This is a genomic window from Flavobacteriaceae bacterium GSB9 (genome assembly GCA_022749295.1).
GTDB lineage: Bacteria > Bacteroidota > Bacteroidia > Flavobacteriales > Flavobacteriaceae > Flavisericum.
Genome location: CP062007.1, coordinates 1,682,848 through 1,701,450 on the forward strand (window position 1 = coordinate 1,682,848; position 18,603 = coordinate 1,701,450).

General features: G+C 36.2%; 17 protein-coding genes. 4 read left to right on the forward strand and 13 right to left on the reverse strand.

Annotated features, from left to right (window positions below; genetic code table 11):
* Positions 1-35 precede the first annotated feature (35 nt).
* From queA to rsgA, 8 genes are all read right to left on the reverse strand, one after another.
* A complete protein-coding gene (gene queA, locus GSB9_01452; protein ID UKM64894.1) occupies positions 36-1,085 on the reverse strand; it encodes a tRNA preQ1(34) S-adenosylmethionine ribosyltransferase-isomerase QueA in 1,050 nt (349 codons plus the stop codon).
* A gap of 70 nt (positions 1,086-1,155) precedes the next feature.
* Positions 1,156-2,382: a 3-phosphoshikimate 1-carboxyvinyltransferase gene (locus GSB9_01453; GenBank protein ID UKM64895.1), complete on the reverse strand. Its 1,227-nt coding sequence runs from the start codon at positions 2,380-2,382 to the stop codon at positions 1,156-1,158.
* Positions 2,383-2,471: 89 nt separating this feature from the next.
* A complete protein-coding gene (locus GSB9_01454; protein UKM64896.1) occupies positions 2,472-2,798 on the reverse strand; it encodes a nucleotide pyrophosphohydrolase in 327 nt (108 codons plus the stop codon).
* Positions 2,798-4,804: a DUF3857 domain-containing protein gene (locus tag GSB9_01455; GenBank protein ID UKM64897.1), complete on the reverse strand. Its 2,007-nt coding sequence runs from the start codon at positions 4,802-4,804 to the stop codon at positions 2,798-2,800. Before GSB9_01455 ends, GSB9_01454 begins: the two co-directional genes overlap by 1 nt.
* Positions 4,805-4,819: 15 nt before the next feature.
* A complete protein-coding gene (locus tag GSB9_01456) occupies positions 4,820-6,733 on the reverse strand; it encodes a DUF3857 domain-containing protein (protein UKM64898.1) in 1,914 nt (637 codons plus the stop codon).
* 359 nt (positions 6,734-7,092) lie between these two features.
* Positions 7,093-7,299: a metal-dependent hydrolase gene (locus GSB9_01458; protein ID UKM64900.1), complete on the reverse strand. Its 207-nt coding sequence runs from the start codon at positions 7,297-7,299 to the stop codon at positions 7,093-7,095.
* Positions 7,299-7,751, reverse strand: coding sequence for a D-aminoacyl-tRNA deacylase (gene dtd / locus GSB9_01459; protein ID UKM64901.1), 453 nt, complete (start codon positions 7,749-7,751; stop codon positions 7,299-7,301). Before dtd ends, GSB9_01458 begins: the two co-directional genes overlap by 1 nt.
* Positions 7,752-8,702, reverse strand: a complete 951-nt coding sequence (rsgA, locus tag GSB9_01460; protein UKM64902.1) for a ribosome small subunit-dependent GTPase A — start codon at positions 8,700-8,702, stop codon at positions 7,752-7,754.
* Between the two features lie 82 nt (positions 8,703-8,784).
* On the opposite strand from rsgA, the gene GSB9_01461 reads away from it, so the two are divergent.
* Complete coding sequence (locus GSB9_01461) at positions 8,785-9,234, forward strand: hypothetical protein (protein ID UKM64903.1); 450 nt, start codon at positions 8,785-8,787, stop codon at positions 9,232-9,234.
* A 57-nt stretch (positions 9,235-9,291) separates the two neighbouring features.
* On the opposite strand, the gene GSB9_01462 is transcribed toward GSB9_01461, so the two are convergent.
* The 4 genes from GSB9_01462 to GSB9_01465 are packed head-to-tail and all read right to left on the reverse strand — an operon-like array spanning position 9,292 to position 13,208.
* The gene (locus GSB9_01462; protein ID UKM64904.1) at positions 9,292-10,374 is read right to left on the reverse strand and encodes a bifunctional 3-deoxy-7-phosphoheptulonate synthase/chorismate mutase type II; all 1,083 of its coding nucleotides are present in this window, start codon (positions 10,372-10,374) and stop codon (positions 9,292-9,294) included.
* Between the two features lie 10 nt (positions 10,375-10,384).
* Positions 10,385-11,236: a prephenate dehydrogenase gene (locus GSB9_01463; GenBank protein UKM64905.1), complete on the reverse strand. Its 852-nt coding sequence runs from the start codon at positions 11,234-11,236 to the stop codon at positions 10,385-10,387.
* A 2-nt stretch (positions 11,237-11,238) separates the two neighbouring features.
* Positions 11,239-12,384 carry an aminotransferase class I/II-fold pyridoxal phosphate-dependent enzyme gene (locus tag GSB9_01464; GenBank protein UKM64906.1) on the reverse strand — a complete coding sequence of 382 codons (1,146 nt, stop codon included), beginning with the start codon at positions 12,382-12,384 and terminating at the stop codon, positions 11,239-11,241.
* Positions 12,381-13,208: a prephenate dehydratase gene (locus GSB9_01465; GenBank protein ID UKM64907.1), complete on the reverse strand. Its 828-nt coding sequence runs from the start codon at positions 13,206-13,208 to the stop codon at positions 12,381-12,383. The genes GSB9_01464 and GSB9_01465 overlap by 4 nt, the downstream gene beginning before the upstream one ends.
* A gap of 334 nt (positions 13,209-13,542) precedes the next feature.
* On the opposite strand from GSB9_01465, the gene gldA reads away from it, so the two are divergent.
* The 3 genes from gldA (at position 13,543) to GSB9_01468 (ending at position 17,870) form a co-directional block, all read left to right on the forward strand.
* Complete coding sequence (gene gldA / locus GSB9_01466; GenBank protein ID UKM64908.1) at positions 13,543-14,439, forward strand: gliding motility-associated ABC transporter ATP-binding subunit GldA; 897 nt, start codon at positions 13,543-13,545, stop codon at positions 14,437-14,439.
* 148 nt (positions 14,440-14,587) lie between these two features.
* Positions 14,588-16,678 carry a phosphate acetyltransferase gene (gene pta / locus GSB9_01467; GenBank protein ID UKM64909.1) on the forward strand — a complete coding sequence of 697 codons (2,091 nt, stop codon included), beginning with the start codon at positions 14,588-14,590 and terminating at the stop codon, positions 16,676-16,678.
* 4 nt (positions 16,679-16,682) lie between these two features.
* On the forward strand, positions 16,683-17,870 hold the full coding sequence (locus GSB9_01468; GenBank protein ID UKM64910.1) for an acetate kinase: 1,188 nt from the start codon (positions 16,683-16,685) through the stop codon (positions 17,868-17,870).
* On the opposite strand, the gene GSB9_01469 is transcribed toward GSB9_01468, so the two are convergent.
* Positions 17,856-18,602, reverse strand: coding sequence for a DUF2807 domain-containing protein (locus tag GSB9_01469; GenBank protein ID UKM64911.2), 747 nt, complete (start codon positions 18,600-18,602; stop codon positions 17,856-17,858). The genes GSB9_01468 and GSB9_01469 overlap by 15 nt on opposite strands.
* Position 18,603 lies beyond the last annotated feature (1 nt).

Here is an 18,603-nt window from a genome sequence, read left to right on the forward strand (position 1 = left end):
CCTTTTCGTTTTTATAAATTACAATTAATATTCCATTATAGAATCAACATGGCATCACCATAACTGTAAAATTTATATTTTTCTTTAACAGCTTCTTCATAAGCACGCTTTATAAAATCGTGACCGGCAAAGGCCGAAACCATCATCAACAAGGTTGACTTTGGTGTGTGAAAATTAGTAACCATGCAGTTGGCGATACTAAAATCGTAAGGTGGGAAGATAAACTTATTGGTCCACCCTTCAAATTCGTTAAGCATACCGTTTGACGACACTGCACTTTCTATCGCTCGCATAGCCGTTGTACCCACCGCACAAACACGACGTTTTTCCATTTTAGCGGTATTAACTGTTTCAACAGCTTTTGAATCAATTTTTAGCTCTTCGCTATCCATTTTATGTTTGGACAAATCCTCAACTTCAACAGGATTAAATGTTCCTAAACCAACGTGCAACGTTACTTCGGCAAAGTTTACCCCCTTAATCTCCAAACGTTTCAATAAATGTTTTGAAAAGTGAAGTCCTGCCGTTGGTGCCGCAACAGCTCCTTCATTTTTAGCAAAGATGGTTTGGTAACGCTCTTCATCTTCTGGTTCTACATCTCTTTTTATATATTTTGGAAGCGGTGTTTCTCCCAGTTCGTTTAGCTTTAATCGAAACTCTCGGTACGACCCGTCGTATAAAAATCGTAGCGTACGTCCTCTTGATGTTGTATTATCGATAACCTCAGCAACTAACGATTCGTCTTCACCAAAATAAAGTTTGTTTCCAATTCTTATTTTTCTGGCTGGATCAACCAATACGTCCCAAAGGCGTTGCTCTTCGTTAAGCTCTCTTAACAAAAACACCTCAATTCTGGCCCCGGTTTTTTCCTTGTTTCCGTACAATCGCGCTGGAAATACTTTGGTATTATTCAGAATTAATACGTCATCTTCATCAAAATAATCGATTAAATCTTTAAACATTTTATGTTCAATAGTCTGTTCTTTTCTATTCAAAACCATTAAACGCGATTCATCTCTATTTTCTGCTGGATATTCTGCTAATAATTCGTTCGGTAAATCGAAACCAAAATTTGATAATTTCATTTATATATATTTTTATAAAGTTGCAAATATACAACCTGAATACAGGGGTTGTCAAGTAAATGGGTGATTATTATTTGCTTATTTTAAATCCTATAGACTTTAAATCGTCCCAAAATGTAGGGTACGACTTTGAAACTACCATGGCATCTTCGATAATCAAAGCTGTTTTTAGCGCCAAAGGCGCAAAGGCCATAGCCATTCTGTGATCGTTGTAGGTTGCTATAGGCACCATTTCTTTAATAGTATTCGAAGCTGAAAGATGTAAAGACTTGTTAGTGATTTTTACTTCGCCACCTAATTTTTCAATTTCGGTTTTTAAGGCCACGAGTCTATCGGTTTCTTTGATCTTTAATGTGTGAAGCCCCATTAAATCACAAGGTACTCCCAATGCAAAACACGTTACAGCAATAGTTTGGGCAATATCGGGGGCATTTACAAGATCTAAATTTAGAGGTTTCAATTCTTTTTCCTCCTTTTTTAGAGTTACGGTGTTGCCTTTAAAAACCGTTGACACTCCAAAGTGTTTATAAATATCGACTAATGAAGAATCGCCTTGTAATGAGTTTTCTTTGTATGATGAAAGCGTAATTTCCGTACCAGGCTCGCAAAGCGCTACAATACTGAAATAATAGGATGCCGAAGACCAGTCAGACTCCACGACCAAGGTTTTTGGTTTTAAGGGTTTTGAAACGGGTTTTACTGAAATCAAATTTCCGGTGAAAGAAGATTCCACACCAATTTCATCCAGCAAAGCCAAGGTCATTTTTATATAAGGAACTGAAGTAATTTCACCTTCCAGAGTTAACTCGATACCGTTTTCCAATTTGGAAGCGATGAGCAACAATGCCGAAATGTACTGACTACTAACGTTAGCCTTTAACGACACTTTATTTTTAGCCAACCTTTTTCCTTTAAGTTTTATGGGCGGAAACCCTTCATTTTCTTCATAACTTATTTCAGCGCCCAATTCTTTTAATGCTTCAACCAAAATTTTTATAGGTCGCTCTTTCATACGCTTTGACCCTGTTAGAATCGTTTCCCTTCCTTCTTGAATGGAGAAATAAGCGGTTAAAAAACGCATGGCTGTTCCGGCATGGTGGATATCAACCACTTTTCCTTCGGAAGATAGTGCATTTGTCATTAAATTACTATCGTCTGAGTTTGAAACGTTTTCTAATTTAAACTCGGGATAAAGCGCTTGCAAAAGCAATAATCTATTCGATTCGCTTTTTGAGCCTGTTATGGTTATATTCGATTTTTTGTTTGCTAGTTGCGATTTGTGAAGCGTAAAATTCATTATAAAAAATTAACAAGTTTGATACCCAAAATGGTCGAGTACACAAAAAAAGCGCTTCTTTAATAGAAGCGCCCAAAGATACTTATAATTTATTTTAATTTTTCGTTATTATGGTGCCTATCGTGATCCCGTTTAGCTTTTTTATCCATGCGCTTGTCGAAAGCAGCCTGAAGATCCAAACCAGTTTGATTAGCCAGGCACAAAACCACAAAAAGCACATCAGCCAATTCTTCACCTAAATCTTTGTCCTTGTCACTTTCCTTTTCACTTTGTTCGCCGTAGCGACGAGCAATTATCCGGGCTACCTCTCCTACTTCTTCGGTAAGTTGTGCCATATTGGTAAGTTCATTAAAATAGCGAACTCCATGCTCGTTAATCCAATTGTCAACTACTTTTTGGGCGTTTTTTATATCCATTATGCTTTAGTTAATACTATTTGTTCTGATTCTTTTTCTACGAGTTTGCTAAAATACGCTTTTAAAGCCTCATAATAAATAGGTGAGATAATGGCTTGGTTAATTTCTTCTTCAACAATTATTTGAATTTTTTTACCTTGGGCTTGTAAATTATACTTAAATACTCCTAAATTATCGGGCAACATCATAGCCGCTGGTTCTGGAACAGATTCTACTTTATAGCCTTCTGGCAGATTAATAATAACCATATACTTCTTACTTATTGGGTAACTAAAATCTACCGGAAACTCACGCTTTTCCAATTTAAATGGATTTTCTTTCGACCTTAAGAAAAAAAGTGGAGAAAAGTATATTTTATCATTTATGACATCGGCCTGACTTTCCATTAAAAATTTAAAAGATTCCATAACTGGCTTAGAAAAATCTTTATCGTTTTTAACTTTGAATGCATCAATTTGAATACCTTCAAATTTATTTTCTAAATCTTCTAAAAACTGATCTTGATTCGTTTCCAGATATTTTTTTCTGTAGGACATGGCAGAATGGCTACTTTTAATGGATCTGATATTTCCTTCCAAGGCTCCATTGTTATCCAAATTTACCATCATTGATACAGAATTTTGAGATTTTGATTTTGGATACAGCCCAATAGTTGAAGTACTCTCATCCTTTCGCACAATTCGACCTTCCCAATTCAATGCCCTAACCGGCAAGACATTGGGCGTACCATATTGGTTTGTAGCATCCAACAATATATTGCCTTGGGGTGATTCAATAGCTGTTATTACATAATTATACCCATCTATCGTTGGGAATAAAGGCACTCCGTTATGCCTTGTACTTATCAAAACAGGATTGGCATTTAGCCCAACATAACGTAGCATGGCGGTGAGCATTAAATTAATATCGGCAACGTTTCCTGATTTTGTTTGAAAGGCTTTTTTAACGCCCAAATCTGCAAACTTGCCATAATATCCATTCCACGTTACGTGCGACTTAACAAAGTTATAAACCAAAGCAGCCTTTTCCATTGCACTGGAAGTATTGGCCGTTAAAGCATCTATTTCGCTCTCAAAATATCCTTTTCTATCTAATTCCTTTCCAAAATTGGAACTCTTATAAATGGTTTTAACCACATCCTCCCATGTAGTGCTGTAATATTTTAATGGAGATTGCGGAAAATTTGTATAAGAAAGTTCATATTCAATAGTTGAGCGGTAATTGTTAATGTTGTTTACATAAGGTTCATCTTTTAAGGCAGGGATGTCTTTCAACTCAAAAGTTGTAGTATTGATTACAAAAGACAACTCTGAACGCCCAAATTTGGTCCCACTATTAGACACACCTGTCCCTCTTGATTTTATAGTAAATTGAACAGTCCCACGCTCTTTACTATAAACGGGTTTGAGCAATAAATAGCCTTTAGTGTTTATTTTAAAATTAAAATATTCTGGAGATTCAAACTTGGCATATAAGTTTTTGACTGGAATATCGTGCTGAAAAAGAAAATCATCAACATACCAATAAAACGGCGAAATCACATTGTATTTTAGCTCAACCACACTACCTGCTTTGATATTGGGCATAGTAAACTTCACCTGGTTTCTAAACTTAGACTTTTCTGTTTCATAAACACTTTGCTTATCCAATTTTTCGTCCTCAACTTTCCCGTTCACTAAATTGTAAGTGTAGGCTTTTAATCCAGAAACCTCTTCTTCTTCATTATCACTAACATGTAAATCTATTTGCTTTGTAGCATATTCAAAACCCTCTTTATTATATATTTTTATGCGTTCGCGCACTTCCGTTTCCATATACCAGCCTTGTTCTTGCCTATACTTTATAAATGTTCGTCTGTATTTATGCAAATAAGCGGCACTTGCAGATGAATCTAGAGGATAAAATTTTTCCTGTAATTCTTCTTTTGAAACTTTACCGAATTTATAGTTTTGAGACAACACTGGCATGCAAAAACACAGTGCAATAATCATGGTAATGGTTTTCATGTTTAGTATAAGTTTTTATAATTCTTTCTTGATCAATGCCGCTTTAGCATTGTCCATTTTTGAAACTTCTTTATAAAATTCCCTAAAGGCCTTATAGTCTTCTTTTGGATATTCACCGTCGTTAACTATAAATGTTCGGCGATAAATTAACTTTGTTTCATCCTTTTTAACAAATGTGGTCTTATAACTTCCAAATTTATTTTCAATCGTTATATCGTTTGGCAATGCCTCTAAAATGTAATTAGCAGGTAAAGTAATTTCAACATGGTCAATATCAACAAAACCGCGTCTAATCTTTAATGGATATTTTCTATTTCTGTACCTGTCTGGTACATGTGTGCTTCTATTAAAAGCATTTACCGTTAGCAACATTCTATTGCCCGCTTTTTTGGTATAATTTGGAGCCTTAAAGCTTATTTTTTCGTTAAAGGCTATCGACGATTTATCATTGTCGATAGCCATACTATTAATTGCTATGCTGTTTATATACCGCCACCTTTTTTTGTAATGCATATCCAAATCACGTTCTGTTTCTGTTTCCAACCAGTATTTATCATCGTATTGAATCCCTTTTGATATTAACTGTACCTCGGCTTCTATTCCTCCATTACTGTTTATAGTGTAGCGTCCTTTTATGTCTTGTGAATTCTCTTGGGTTGTATATTTTTTTGTGTGTTTAATCTTTCCTCCTTCGGGAGTAATTACTAAGGCATCCCGATCATCGGTAAAGTCGCCAATAAAACCAAATGGAAGCTTTTGGCTGGTACACTCAAGCCAAATTGTATTGCCGTCGTTTGGAATAGATAAAATCACATGGTTACCCTGCATGGCAGCAAAATCTTTTTCCAAACTTCGCTGGGATTGTCCTGCATATATAACACTGTAATTTGACTCAACACCAACAGCCTTTAAAAGCGACATGGTATAGTTTGTTAATCCCTTACAATCGCCATAACCCAGTGCATCAACCTCTGAAGCCCTAAAGGGTTTCCAACCTCCAATACCGACTTGCACACTAATGTACCTCACCTTATCTTGAACATATTGATAAATCTTCTTAGCTTTATCTATATCATTAGTTTCGTTTTTAACCAAATCCTGGACTTTTTTAATTGTTGTTTCAGACAAATCGTAAGTATCTTTTATTAAATCATGGTACATCCACTTTCCAAAAGAATCCCAGTCTTTAACTTCGGCAGCCACCCCTTCTAAGGTAAATTGTTCGGCAGAGAACAAAACTTTTGGTGCAAGGTCGTTTACTGAAGGACTATACTCCTCTGGCTTGAACGATTTCAAATTTTTAATTTGATAGATGAATTCTCTCGACATTTCCTCTTTATGAACACTAAAGCCATCAAGGTTTTTTTCCTTTTTTCTAATTTTAATATGTTCTGGAAAAATTATATCATAGCGACTATTTTCTACACCAACAAAATAATCGGTAACTGGAACAAAGGGCGGAATAAAGGCCGTGTTAGTGGTTTGGATTTCGCAAACAAATTCAACAGTATATGGATAATCTGTTGGCGTATATTCCAGGTATTTTACCCTAGAATCGGTATATAACGTACCGCCATCAACAGCACTTACATCTTTAAAATCTTTTTTTCTTATTCTTTTAATGTTAGCACCAAACTTGTTATAGACCTTTACTTCTAAGTCTTTTATTTTCACATTATCGTCATAGTGCATGTAAGCATCAACACTTTTGTCTCCCGCTTTGTTTAAAACGGTTATGATGCGCTTCCTACGGATAAGCATTTCGTCTGTAGACTCTAGGTTAATGAGAACATCATCTAACCTAATAACTGCATTGGCGTGCTCTGATAGTGAAGGAGGAACTGTTAGACTTGTATATAAATTATCTTGGGAAAAACACTGAAAAACAGTAAAAAAGACAAGGATTTTGGGCAAAAAAGTTAATCGCATAAGTATAGTTTAGCTAAAAATAAAAAGTCTCCTAAAGAAAAAAGATGAGTTTTATCATTCTTTAGTATTTTTCTGACCCTTAAATTTTAAGGGTAAAAATCTTACGACCAATATAAGAAAACATGGGAAAATAATATACTTAATTTCGCTAAAAAGCACTTTTATTCCCCAATAGGAGACACTTTAATCGCTCTAAAATCAAAAAAATAACGGTTATTATCGAAGGGAACAAAAAATCCAACCCCCTCACCTCCAGATGTCATAGCATCAAAAAAACCGTGCGATAGTGTGGATAAAAAAACCACTGAAAACCATAATAACTTACGGCTTTTACCAAAAGCAAACATCATTAATATAGCCTATATTAATGCAAAAAGAATAGAGTGGGTAAAACCACGGTGACCAAAAGGATGCTCATAAGGGATACCAAATTTAAAGGCAAGCACATCAAAATCTGGTAAAATTGTTGAGAATATAGCCACCAAAAGTAGCCATTTAGAGTTTTTTGAATCCATCAACTTAGCCAAAGTAAACCCAACAGCACTATGACCGAAAATTGATGCCATTATTCTCTATTTTGGGAATCAATAATGATAGTAACGGGACCATCGTTAAGCAACTCCACTTTCATATCGGCACCAAACTCACCGGTTTGTACTTTTTTGCATAAATCTATTTCAAGTTGTTTTACAAAACTTTCATATAACGGAATAGCCACGTCTGGTTTCGCTGCCTTAATGTAACTCGGTCGATTTCCTTTTTTTGTTGCTGCATGAAGTGTAAACTGACTAACCAAAATTACGTCTCCATTTACATCTTTAACAGACCGGTTCATAACACCGTTTTCATCATTAAAAATACGAAGGTTGGCCAACTTATTGCAAAGCCATTTTGTATCCTCTTGGGTATCATCGTTTACTATCCCCAACAAAACCAACATTCCGTGGTTAATAGAGGCTACTTTCTCTCCTTCAATGGTTACACTTGCTTTTGTAACACGCTGTATTACGACTTTCATTTATTCTTTATCCCAAATATCAATCCTATAATTTTCTTCATCACCCTCAATAATCTGCAAATAACTACGGTACCTAGAGTATTCTATCTCGCCTCCTTCCAATGCATTTTTAACGGCACATTTGGGCTCGTTTATATGGAGGCAATTATTGAATTTACAATCTTGTTTAAGCGCAAAAAACTCCGGAAAATAATCGCCCACTTCTTCTTTGTCCATATCAACAACACCAAAACCTTTTATTCCTGGCGTATCAATAATTTTTGCCCCAAAACTTAAATCGAACATTTCTGCAAAAGTAGTGGTATGTTGCCCTTGCATATGAAGTGTTGAAATTTCTTTGGTTTTAATATTCAAACTGGGCTCAATGGCATTTATTAAAGTAGATTTTCCAACTCCTGAATGCCCCGAAAACATACTTACTTTATTCAGCATTAAGGCTTTAACCTTGTCGACATTTTTTCCTGTTTTTGCCGACACCCCAATGCATTCGTATCCAATTTTTCGGTACACATGGGCCAAATAACGGACTTCGTTTAGGGTATCTTGATCGTAAGCATCAATTTTATTGAAAAGCAGTACGGTTTTTACCGAATAAGCCTCGGCCGTAACCAAAAACCGGTCGATAAAACTCGTTAACGTAGGCGGATTATTAATGGTAATCATTAAAAAAACCAAGTCTAAATTGGCTGCAATAACATGTGTTTGTTTTGACAGGTTTACCGATTTACGAACAATATAGTTTTTGCGATCTTGAATATTGTAAATAATACCCGACTCTTGATTGTTATCGGTTTCCAACTCAAAATCTACCACATCGCCAACCGCAATAGGATTAGTACTTTTAATACCCTTTATACGGAACTTACCTTTTATACGGCACTCGTAAGTGTTGCCTGAATCGGTTTTTACCGTGTACCAGCTACCTGTAGATTTATAAACGCGTCCTGTCATTTAAAACAATTATGTTGCAAATTAACAACTTTTCAAGTTAAGAAAAATATTATATTAGACATTAAAACCAAAAACAAACAGTATGAAAAAAATTTTAATTGTATCAGTAATTGTCTTATTTAACTTTATTGAAACTAACGCTCAGACTGAGTATAAAGTAATTACTAGTGTTGAGTCTATTGTACCTAGCGGGATGGGGCGCTCCCGTATAATTTCTTCTGTAGAAGAACGGGATTACAAAGAATTCACAACAGAACAAACTGAAGATGATAATTCTCGAAACAAATCAAACAGAAAAGACATACGCGTTAAAGATTTTGAAGAAACCAAATTATTGAACTTTTATAATATAGCTGGTATCCGTTTTCAAAATATAGCGGCTAACGATGCTGTTGTTAGCTCTAAAATAAATACGATGGTTGAAGAAGGTTGGGAACTGGCTTTTGTTACCAGTGCTGTAGAGAGTGATGCCGGCAAAGATGATAATCAAGGTATTTTTATTACTCGATATATTTTCAAGAGAAATAAATAAGTTCACTATTATAAGTAAAAAGGCTCGCAATTGCGAGCCTTTTTACTAAAATTATTACTAACCGTTAATAATCTTTTCTTGATGATTAATCGACTCTTGGTGAATGGCTTTGAACATTCTTAAAATGAACTCTTCACTTAAACCGTGCTCTTCTCCTTCCAATACCATTTTACCTAAAATCTCATTCCAACGTTTAGATTGTAAAACAGCAACGTTTTTCTTCTTTTTCAATTCGCCAATACCATCAGCTGCTTTCATTCGCTTTCCTAACAAATCGATAATTTGGTTATCAACCACATCAATTTGCGCTCTTAGGTTTTCTAATGCTTTATTGTAAGCGGCTTCAGAATCTGTTTCTTTTCTAATTTTTAAATCTTTCATGATTTGTACCAAACTAGATGGTGTTACTTGCTGCGCAGCATCACTCCAAGCGTTATCTGGATCGTAATGTGTTTCAATCATTAACCCGTCGTAGTTCAAGTCTAAAGCCGTTTGCGACACATCAAAAATCATATCGCGCTTCCCTGTAATATGTGAAGGATCACTAATTAAAGGAATATCTGGAAATTTATTTTGAAACTCAATAGCCAATTGCCATTCTGGGTTGTTTCTGTATTTTGTTTTTTCGTATGTTGAAAACCCTCTGTGGATGGCTCCAATATTTTTAACTCCAGAAGAATAAATTCTTTCAATACCACCCAACCACAATGATAAATCTGGGTTTACTGGATTTTTAATCAAAACTGGTTTATCGGTACCTTCCAATGCATCTGCAATTTCTTGCATAATGAACGGGCTTACTGTTGAACGCGCCCCGATCCACAACATATCAATATCATGTTCTAAAGCCAATTTTACGTGTGCTGCATTAGCTACCTCGGTACACACCTTCATACCAGTTTCGGCTTTTACCTTTTGTAACCATTTTAATCCTAAAGCACCAACGCCTTCAAAATTTCCCGGGCGTGTTCTGGGTTTCCAGATACCCGCTCTAAAATAGTTTACATCGGTATCCTTTAGCTCATGGGCTATTTTTAAAACCTGTTCTTCGGTTTCGGCGCTACATGGCCCTGCAATTACTAAAGGATGATCCAGTTTTAAATCATCCAACCATGCTCTCATTTCTTTTGTGTTTTCCATAATTTTACTCTTAACTAATTCCTTTTAAAATATCTTTTATGTGATTGGTGTTTTTCATTTCATTGAAAATACCGTCAAAATCATTCTGTTTCATCATGTCTTTAAAGTGAGACAAGTTTGAGATGTATTCTTCAAGTGTTTCAATAACATTGGTTTTATTTTGTTCGAAAATGGGTGTCCACATTTCTGGCGAACTTTTTGCCAAACGCACCGTTGATGCAAATCCACTGCCTGCCATGTCAAAAATATCACGCTCATTTTTTTCTTTTTCAATAACCGTTTTACCCAACATAAACGAACTGATATGCGATAAATGCGACACATAGGCAATATGCTTATCGTGTGCCTCGGGATTCATATATCGAATACGCATACCTATATCGGCAAACAACTTCAAGGCTTTTTCTTGCAGTTTGAAGGTTGTTTTTTCCACCTCACAGACAATATTGGTTTTGCCCACAAACAAACCTTCCATAGCAGCACTTGGCCCCGAATGTTCTGTTCCTGCAATAGGATGCATAGCCAAAAAGTTTCTTCGCTTGGGGTGGTTTTCAACTGCTCTACAAATATCTACTTTTGTAGAACCGGCATCAACAACTAAAGCGGTATCGGGTATTTTATCTAATATAGTAGGCAACAGTTTAACCGTGGCATCAACGGGGATGGATACGATTACCAAATCGGCATTTTCTATATCATCTAACGTAGCTTTTTTATCTATTATACTGAGCTCCAAAGCCTTATCGAGTGTGGTTTGCTTTCTACTAACGCCATGAATAACCACACTAGGGTCATTCTTTTTGATGTCAATAGCCAAGCTACCTCCAATTAATCCAACTCCTATGGCGTATATATTTTTCATATTTATTGCAATCTTTCTATGGCTTCTTCTAAAACTTCGGTTGGTGCACAAAGCGAAAACCTAATATAACCTTCTCCTTGGGTTCCAAAAATGGTTCCCGGAGTGATAAAAATGTGATTCTCCTTCAACACCTTATCGATAAACGCTTCGGCCTTTAAATGGGAAGGCAATTTTGCCCATACAAACAATCCGGATGCATTTTTATCGCATGTACAGTTTAGTGCTTCAGCTAATTTCCACACTAATTGCCGCCTCTCCTGATACACATTATTCAATGTAGCAAACCACATACTTGAGCATTTTAAAGCCTCGATAGCCCCTTTTTGGATACCGTAAAACATACCAGAATCCATATTACTTTTCACTTTTAAAATATTTGAAATATGAACGCTATCGCCAACGACCATACCTACACGCCAGCCCGCCATGTTAAAGGTTTTACTTAGCGAATTAAGCTCTAAACAAACCTCTTTAGCACCATCAACGCTCAATAAACTTTTTGGAGCATCGTTTAAAATGAAACTGTACGGATTATCGTTTACAATTAAAATATTGTTTCGCTTCCCGAAAGCTACCAAAGCTTCAAACAACGATTTTGTTGCATTGGCTCCTGTTGGCATGTGCGGATAGTTTACCCACATCAATTTTACCTTGCTCAAATCTTGTTTTTCAATGGCCTCAAAATCGGGTAGCCAATTATTGGCTTCATCCAGTTCGTAAAGCACCCCTTTAGCACCAACCAATTTGGTAACCGATTGGTAAGTTGGGTACCCTGGATTTGGAATCAACACCTCGTCGCCCTCGTTTAAATAGGCCATAGAAATGTGCATAATGCCTTCCTTACTTCCCATTAATGGTAAAATCTCGGAGCTGGGACTTAAGTTTACCGAAAAATTCGATTTATAAAACTTAGCCATCGCCTCTCGCAATTCTGGCAAGCCTTGATAGCTTTGGTATTTATGGGCCCCTGGATTATTGAAACTTTCCAAAATAGCATCTATAACCTTCTTTGGAGGCTGCATATCTGGGCTCCCAATACCCAAATTAATTACGGGCTTGCCGTTGGCTATCAACAAGTTTACTTCTCTTAATTTTTTTGAAAAGTAATATTCTTCAACGGTTTGTAACCTTTTTGCTACCTCTATCATAACTTGGCATTTTTATATTCCCCTAAAATTTTAAAGCCATCAGCCATTATATCTATTAACGATTTTGCTTTTTTAAAATCGTCGTAAGTTTCGAACGTTACATCAACAAAAAAGGCATATTTCCATGGCTTTTCAACAATGGGCAATGATTGTATTTTTGTTAAGTTTAACCTGCAATCACTCATTACGTTTAATATAGTTGCCAAACTGCCGCGTTTGTGGTTGGCTTCAAACTTAACCGAAGCCTTGTTAATTTCACTTTCTGGAACTTCAGAATTAACACGCTTTACAATAACAAAACGCGTTTCGTTGTGTTTTATGGTTTGTATGCTATGGGCCAAAACATCCAACTGAAAAATCTCGGCGGCCGTCGTACTGGCAATGGCTCCTATCCCTTTTAATTCTTGGTTTCGGATGCGCTCGGCAACTTCGGCCGTATCTTTATCTTCAACCAATTTTATGTGCGGATATTGTTTAAAAAACTCTTTACACTGCAACAAGGCCATGGGGTGCGAGTATACTTCTTTAATGTCTTCAATCTTTTGACCGGGCCACACCATTAAATTGTGCTGAATATCCAAATAATGCTCGCCAACAATATGTAACTTATACTTATCAATTAAAGCATAGTTTGGAATAATAGAACCTGCGATAGAGTTTTCGAGAGCCATAATAGCCGCATCACACTCTTTGGTGATAAGCGCATCGACCACCCTATCGAAAGTTAAGCAATCGATACAGTCTACAGGATTTTCAAAAAATTGCTGCGACACAATATGATGAAAAGACCCCTTGATTCCTTGTATGGCCACCGTTTTAATCACCGTATTACTTTATTTTAATTAATGTTCAATTTTAAATGTTTTTCAACCAATTCTTGACAAAAAAAAGTCCCGATTTTCATCGAGACTCATATTGAAATTTATGTTTATAAATTATACATACAACGCCTCGTTTCTTCCGCTAAAAAAGAAATAGTTGTTAAAATATGTATAATATACTGTTGCTGTCATAATTACGGCGCTAAAGTAAATATTATTTTAAGAAATAAAAACACATTAAAATCTTTTTTGTTATTTTTTGCAAAGATTTAAAGATTTTTAAGCAAATGCTACTTTGCATTAGATAATCATTATTTTTGAAGAAACAATTTTAAATATGTCTATTGAAGTTCAAGGTGTTTCTAAAACTTATGGTAATCAAAAAGCGTTAAACAACGTGTCTTTTAAGGTTAAAAAACCGGAAATTGTTGGTTTTTTGGGCCCTAACGGTGCTGGAAAATCGACTATGATGAAAATTTTGACCACTTACCTAAATGCTGATGACGGAGATACACAAGTAAATAGTTACAATGTTAACAATAATGCCAAGCAAGTGCAGCAAAGTGTTGGTTACCTTCCAGAACACAATCCGCTATACTTAGATTTATACATTAAAGAATATTTGGCATTTAATGCCAGTATATATGGTGTTGACAAAAAGCGCATCAAAGAAGTGATTGAACTTACTGGGTTAACGCCCGAAGCGCATAAAAAAATTGGGCAACTCTCTAAAGGGTATCGCCAACGTGTTGGATTGGCCAATGCGCTTTTGCACGACCCCGAAGTTTTAATTTTAGACGAGCCCACAACAGGTTTAGACCCCAATCAGCTTATTGACATAAGAAACCTGATAAAATCCATAGGACAAAAAAAAACCGTTTTTCTCTCCACACACATTATGCAGGAAGTTGAAGCGATGTGCGACCGTGTTATCATCATCAACAAAGGTGAAATTGTGGCCGATAAAAAACTAAAAGATTTGCGGGATGAAAAAGAACAAGTAGTTATTGTAGAATTTGATTACCGCGTGGAAGATGCCTTTTTGCTAAAGCTGCCTAAAGTAAAAAGCGTTGCCAATACACATGGGTTTATTTACGAAATAACTTTTAAAACATCTGAAGACATGCGCTCCCATGTTTTCGATTTTGCTCATGACAACCAGTTGAAGATACTTCAGCTCAATCAAAAAAACGCAAGTCTGGAGTCGCTTTTCAAAGATTTAACATCCAATTAATCAAAATAAGCCTCAAGAATGACAATTGTCATCTTTGGAAAAGGGTTTACGCCTTAATTTTGTCAGCGTTAAATTAAAAAACAATTCAAGTTCAGTATTTTTTCAATTTGTGTAATCGATTAAACTGCTGAAAAAAAACAAGATTAATATGAGTAAAGGAATTTATGTAGCAACATTAGAACCCAACAGCGGAAAGTCTGTTGTTGTATTGGGCTTAATGCGAATGCTCCTAGGGAAAACAGCAAAAGTAGGATATTTTAGGCCCATTATTGAAGATACCGAGGATGGTGAAATGGACAACCATATCAATACGGTTCTCTCCCATTTTGAAATAGACCTTAATTACAAAAAAACATTTGCGTTTACAAGAAACGAAGTCCTTAACTTATACAATAAAGGTAAAGCGGGTGATGTTATTGATGAAATCATCAAAAAATATAAATATCTTGAGGAAAATTTCGATTTTGTTTTGGTGGAAGGCACCGATTTTTCACATGAAAATTCGAGTTTGGAATTAGACATTAACATTCTTATTTCAAAAAACCTTGGCTTACCAGTCATTATAGTATGCCAAGGCGATGGCAAAATGGTTTCAGAGGTGGTAGACCACGTTCAGTTGGCGTACGACACCTTTAGGGAAGAAGTAGATGTATTGTCCATTATGGCAAATAAGGTAGCCCCTAATTCTGTAAACGACTTACAAGCCTTATTAAAAGAAAGAATTTCAGGAGGCACAGATGTTTCGGTAATCCCCAACATTCCAAGTTTAGCAAACCCTACGATTAAAGAGATTATCAAACAAGTAGATGGCGAAGTTCTACATGGTAAAGATTTACTAAATAACCAGGTTGACAGTTCCATTTTAGGAGCTATGCAACTACGTAACTTTTTAAATCACATAAAAGACAACTGCTTAATTATTACATCTGGCGATAGAGCAGATATACTTTTAGGAGGTATGCAGGCACATATTTCTAAAAACTACCCTAAAGTTGCTGGTATTGTGCTAACGGGTGGTTTAATTCCTGAAAACACCATCTTAAAATTAGTTGAAGGATTGTCTAGCGTAATTCCAATAATAAGCGTTAAGGAAGGAACTTTTGCAACTACTAATAAAATTGGAAAAATTAAAACAAGAATTTACGCCGATAACGTTGAAAAAATTGAAACCGCCATTGCTTCTTTCGAAAAACACATCGACACAGATAAACTAGCCAACGACCTGATTACTTTTAAGTCGGGTATTTTCACGCCACGAATGTTCCAATATAATTTATTGCAACGTGCCCTAAAAGACAAAAAACATATTGTTTTACCTGAAGGACACGACGAACGTATTTTACGTGCTGCAGCTCGATTAATTCACGCTCAAGTGGTCGATTTAACATTAATTGGCGAAGAAGATAAAATAACAGAACGCGTTAAAAATCTTGATATCCCTTTGGATTTGAATGAAGTTAATATCGTATCTCCCACAAAATCACCACATTTTGAAGATTACGTAAAAACCTTTTACGAACTGCGTAAGCACAAAAACGTAAACATGGATATGGCAAGAGATGCCATGTCTGATGTGTCCTATTTTGGCACCATGATGATTTACAAAGGCCATGCAGACGGTATGGTTTCGGGTGCTGTAAACACCACCCAACACACATTACGCCCAGCACTTCAATTTATTAAAACCAAACCAGGTGTTAACATTGTTTCGTCTGTATTCTTCATGTGTTTAGAAGATCGCGTTTCCATTTTTGGCGACTGTGCCATTAACCCAAATCCAAATGCCGAACAGTTGGCAGAAATCGCTATTTCATCGGCACAAACCGCGTTAAACTTTGGTGTTGAACCTAAAGTGGCCATGTTATCTTATTCATCAGGTTCATCCGGAAAAGGTGAGCATGTTGATAAAGTTAGGGAAGCAACAGAAATAGCGAAAGCAAAAGCGCCCGAACTTAAAATTGAAGGACCTATTCAATATGATGCGGCTGTAGATATGCGTATTGGTAAAAGTAAATTACCAAACTCTGAAGTTGCCGGTCAAGCCAGCGTACTTATTTTCCCCGATTTAAACACAGGAAACAATACGTACAAAGCCGTACAACGTGAAACTGGCGCATTGGCTATTGGCCCCATGCTACAAGGCCTCAACAAACCCGTTAATGATTTAAGCCGTGGCTGTACTGCAGACGACATTTACAGCACCGTAATTATAACCGCTATTCAAGCTCAAGACTTATAAAAACATGCAAGTACTCGTTTTAAACTCAGGAAGTTCCTCTTTAAAATTTCAACTTTTTTCAATGCCCGAAAAAACCATTTTGTGCTCGGGTTTAATTGAACGTATTGGATTAGATGATGGTAAATTTACGTTCAAAACCAATGGTAAAAAAATAGAGACAACTACTTCAATACCCAACCATAAAACCGGACTAAAGCTTTTGTCCGATCAATTATTGGATAAAGAAACAGGCGTTATTGCTTCTTCAGATGAAATTGATATTGTTGGGCATCGTGTGGTTCACGGTGGAAAACATTTTAGCGACACCACCGAAATCACCAAAGAGGTAAAAGATAAAATAAAAGCACTATCAACATTGGCACCTTTGCACAATCCACCCAATTTAGAAGGTATTGAAGTGGCCGAAGAAATTTTCCCTCATGCCAAACAAGTAGCGGTTTTCGATACAGCGTTCCATCAATCTATCCCAGAGCATGTTTATAAATATGCTATTCCAAATGAATTTTCAGACAAATACAACATCCGACTTTACGGATTTCATGGCACTAGCCACAAATTTGTTTCAGAAAAGGCTATTGAATATCTGGAAAAACCGAAATCAAAAATCATTACCATACATTTAGGAAATGGCTGTAGCATGACTGCAGTAAAAGACGGAAAAAGTGTTGACCACTCTATGGGCTTTTCGCCGTTGGGCGGACTGATAATGGGCACGCGCTCTGGCGACATTGATCCCGCATTTGCTTTCTATTTAGCCGATAAATTAAACTACGACCTTAACGATGTAAACACCCTCTTGTTAAAGAAAAGTGGTATGCTGGGCTTAACAGGTTTTAGCGATTTAAGGGATATTATAGACGAAGCTGACAAAGGCATCAAACAATGTGAACTAGCTTTACAAATGAACGCCTACCGCATAAAAAAATATATTGGAAGCTACGCCGCTATTTTAAACGGCTTGGATGCCATTGTATTTACTGCTGGAATTGGTGAAAATTCTAGTTTAATACGTGAATTGGTATGTCAAGATTTAGATTTCTTGGGTATTGAATTAGACAAGGAAGAAAATAAAATCCGTGCTAACGGCACACATGATATAAGCAGTAAAAACTCAAAAACTAAAATACTGGTTATTCCAACAAATGAAGAGTTGGAAATAGCCAAACAGTCAGTCAGGTTATTCGAAAATTAACCGACCTTTATAAAGTTCTTGAACATCAACAGTGGGCGGCTCGTTAACCGAAATAACGTCGCCCACTCCTCTAATTGTTCCTTTTAGTTCTTGTTGGGGGTTAACTATCATATCATTTGAGCTTCTGTTATCTACAAAAACATTCTGAGCCACAAGGCTCTGGCCTTCAAAACGTGAATTCCCTGCTGCAAAACGCACCGACAAGTTATCTGTCGCTCCTGAAATATGGCAAACCGACAAGTTATTGAACACTACCGAAAAATTGCTATTATCAATTTCCAATCTAAAATCGCCAATGGTAAAAGAATCGGGCGCTCCAAAATCTTCAGAAAGAATCATTAAATCAGGATAGGTTAAAACACCTTCCGAACTAACATCGTACTGCGTTGAACTTCGTATTTGCGTGATATTTGGAGAGCTAACAAATACTTTTGTAGTACCATATTCGCGTATGTAATTACAGCTGTTATTATCGGTTAAAATGAGTTCATTCTTAATAACCTCTGCCGTAACATCGTTCATTAAATTTTTCCCTGTTTCAATAACAACTTGCTGTTCTGTACCTTCAGAAATTATCAATTCAACATCACGATTCACCAAAATTTTATTAAAAGTGCTTAAGTCCACTTCCTTTTGAACAATCGCGCCAGTTTTTTGAAAACAGTCACCAGCATTTTCGCTATCACACGACAACAATACTATTAAACCGAATATGTAAATTAACTTTTTCATC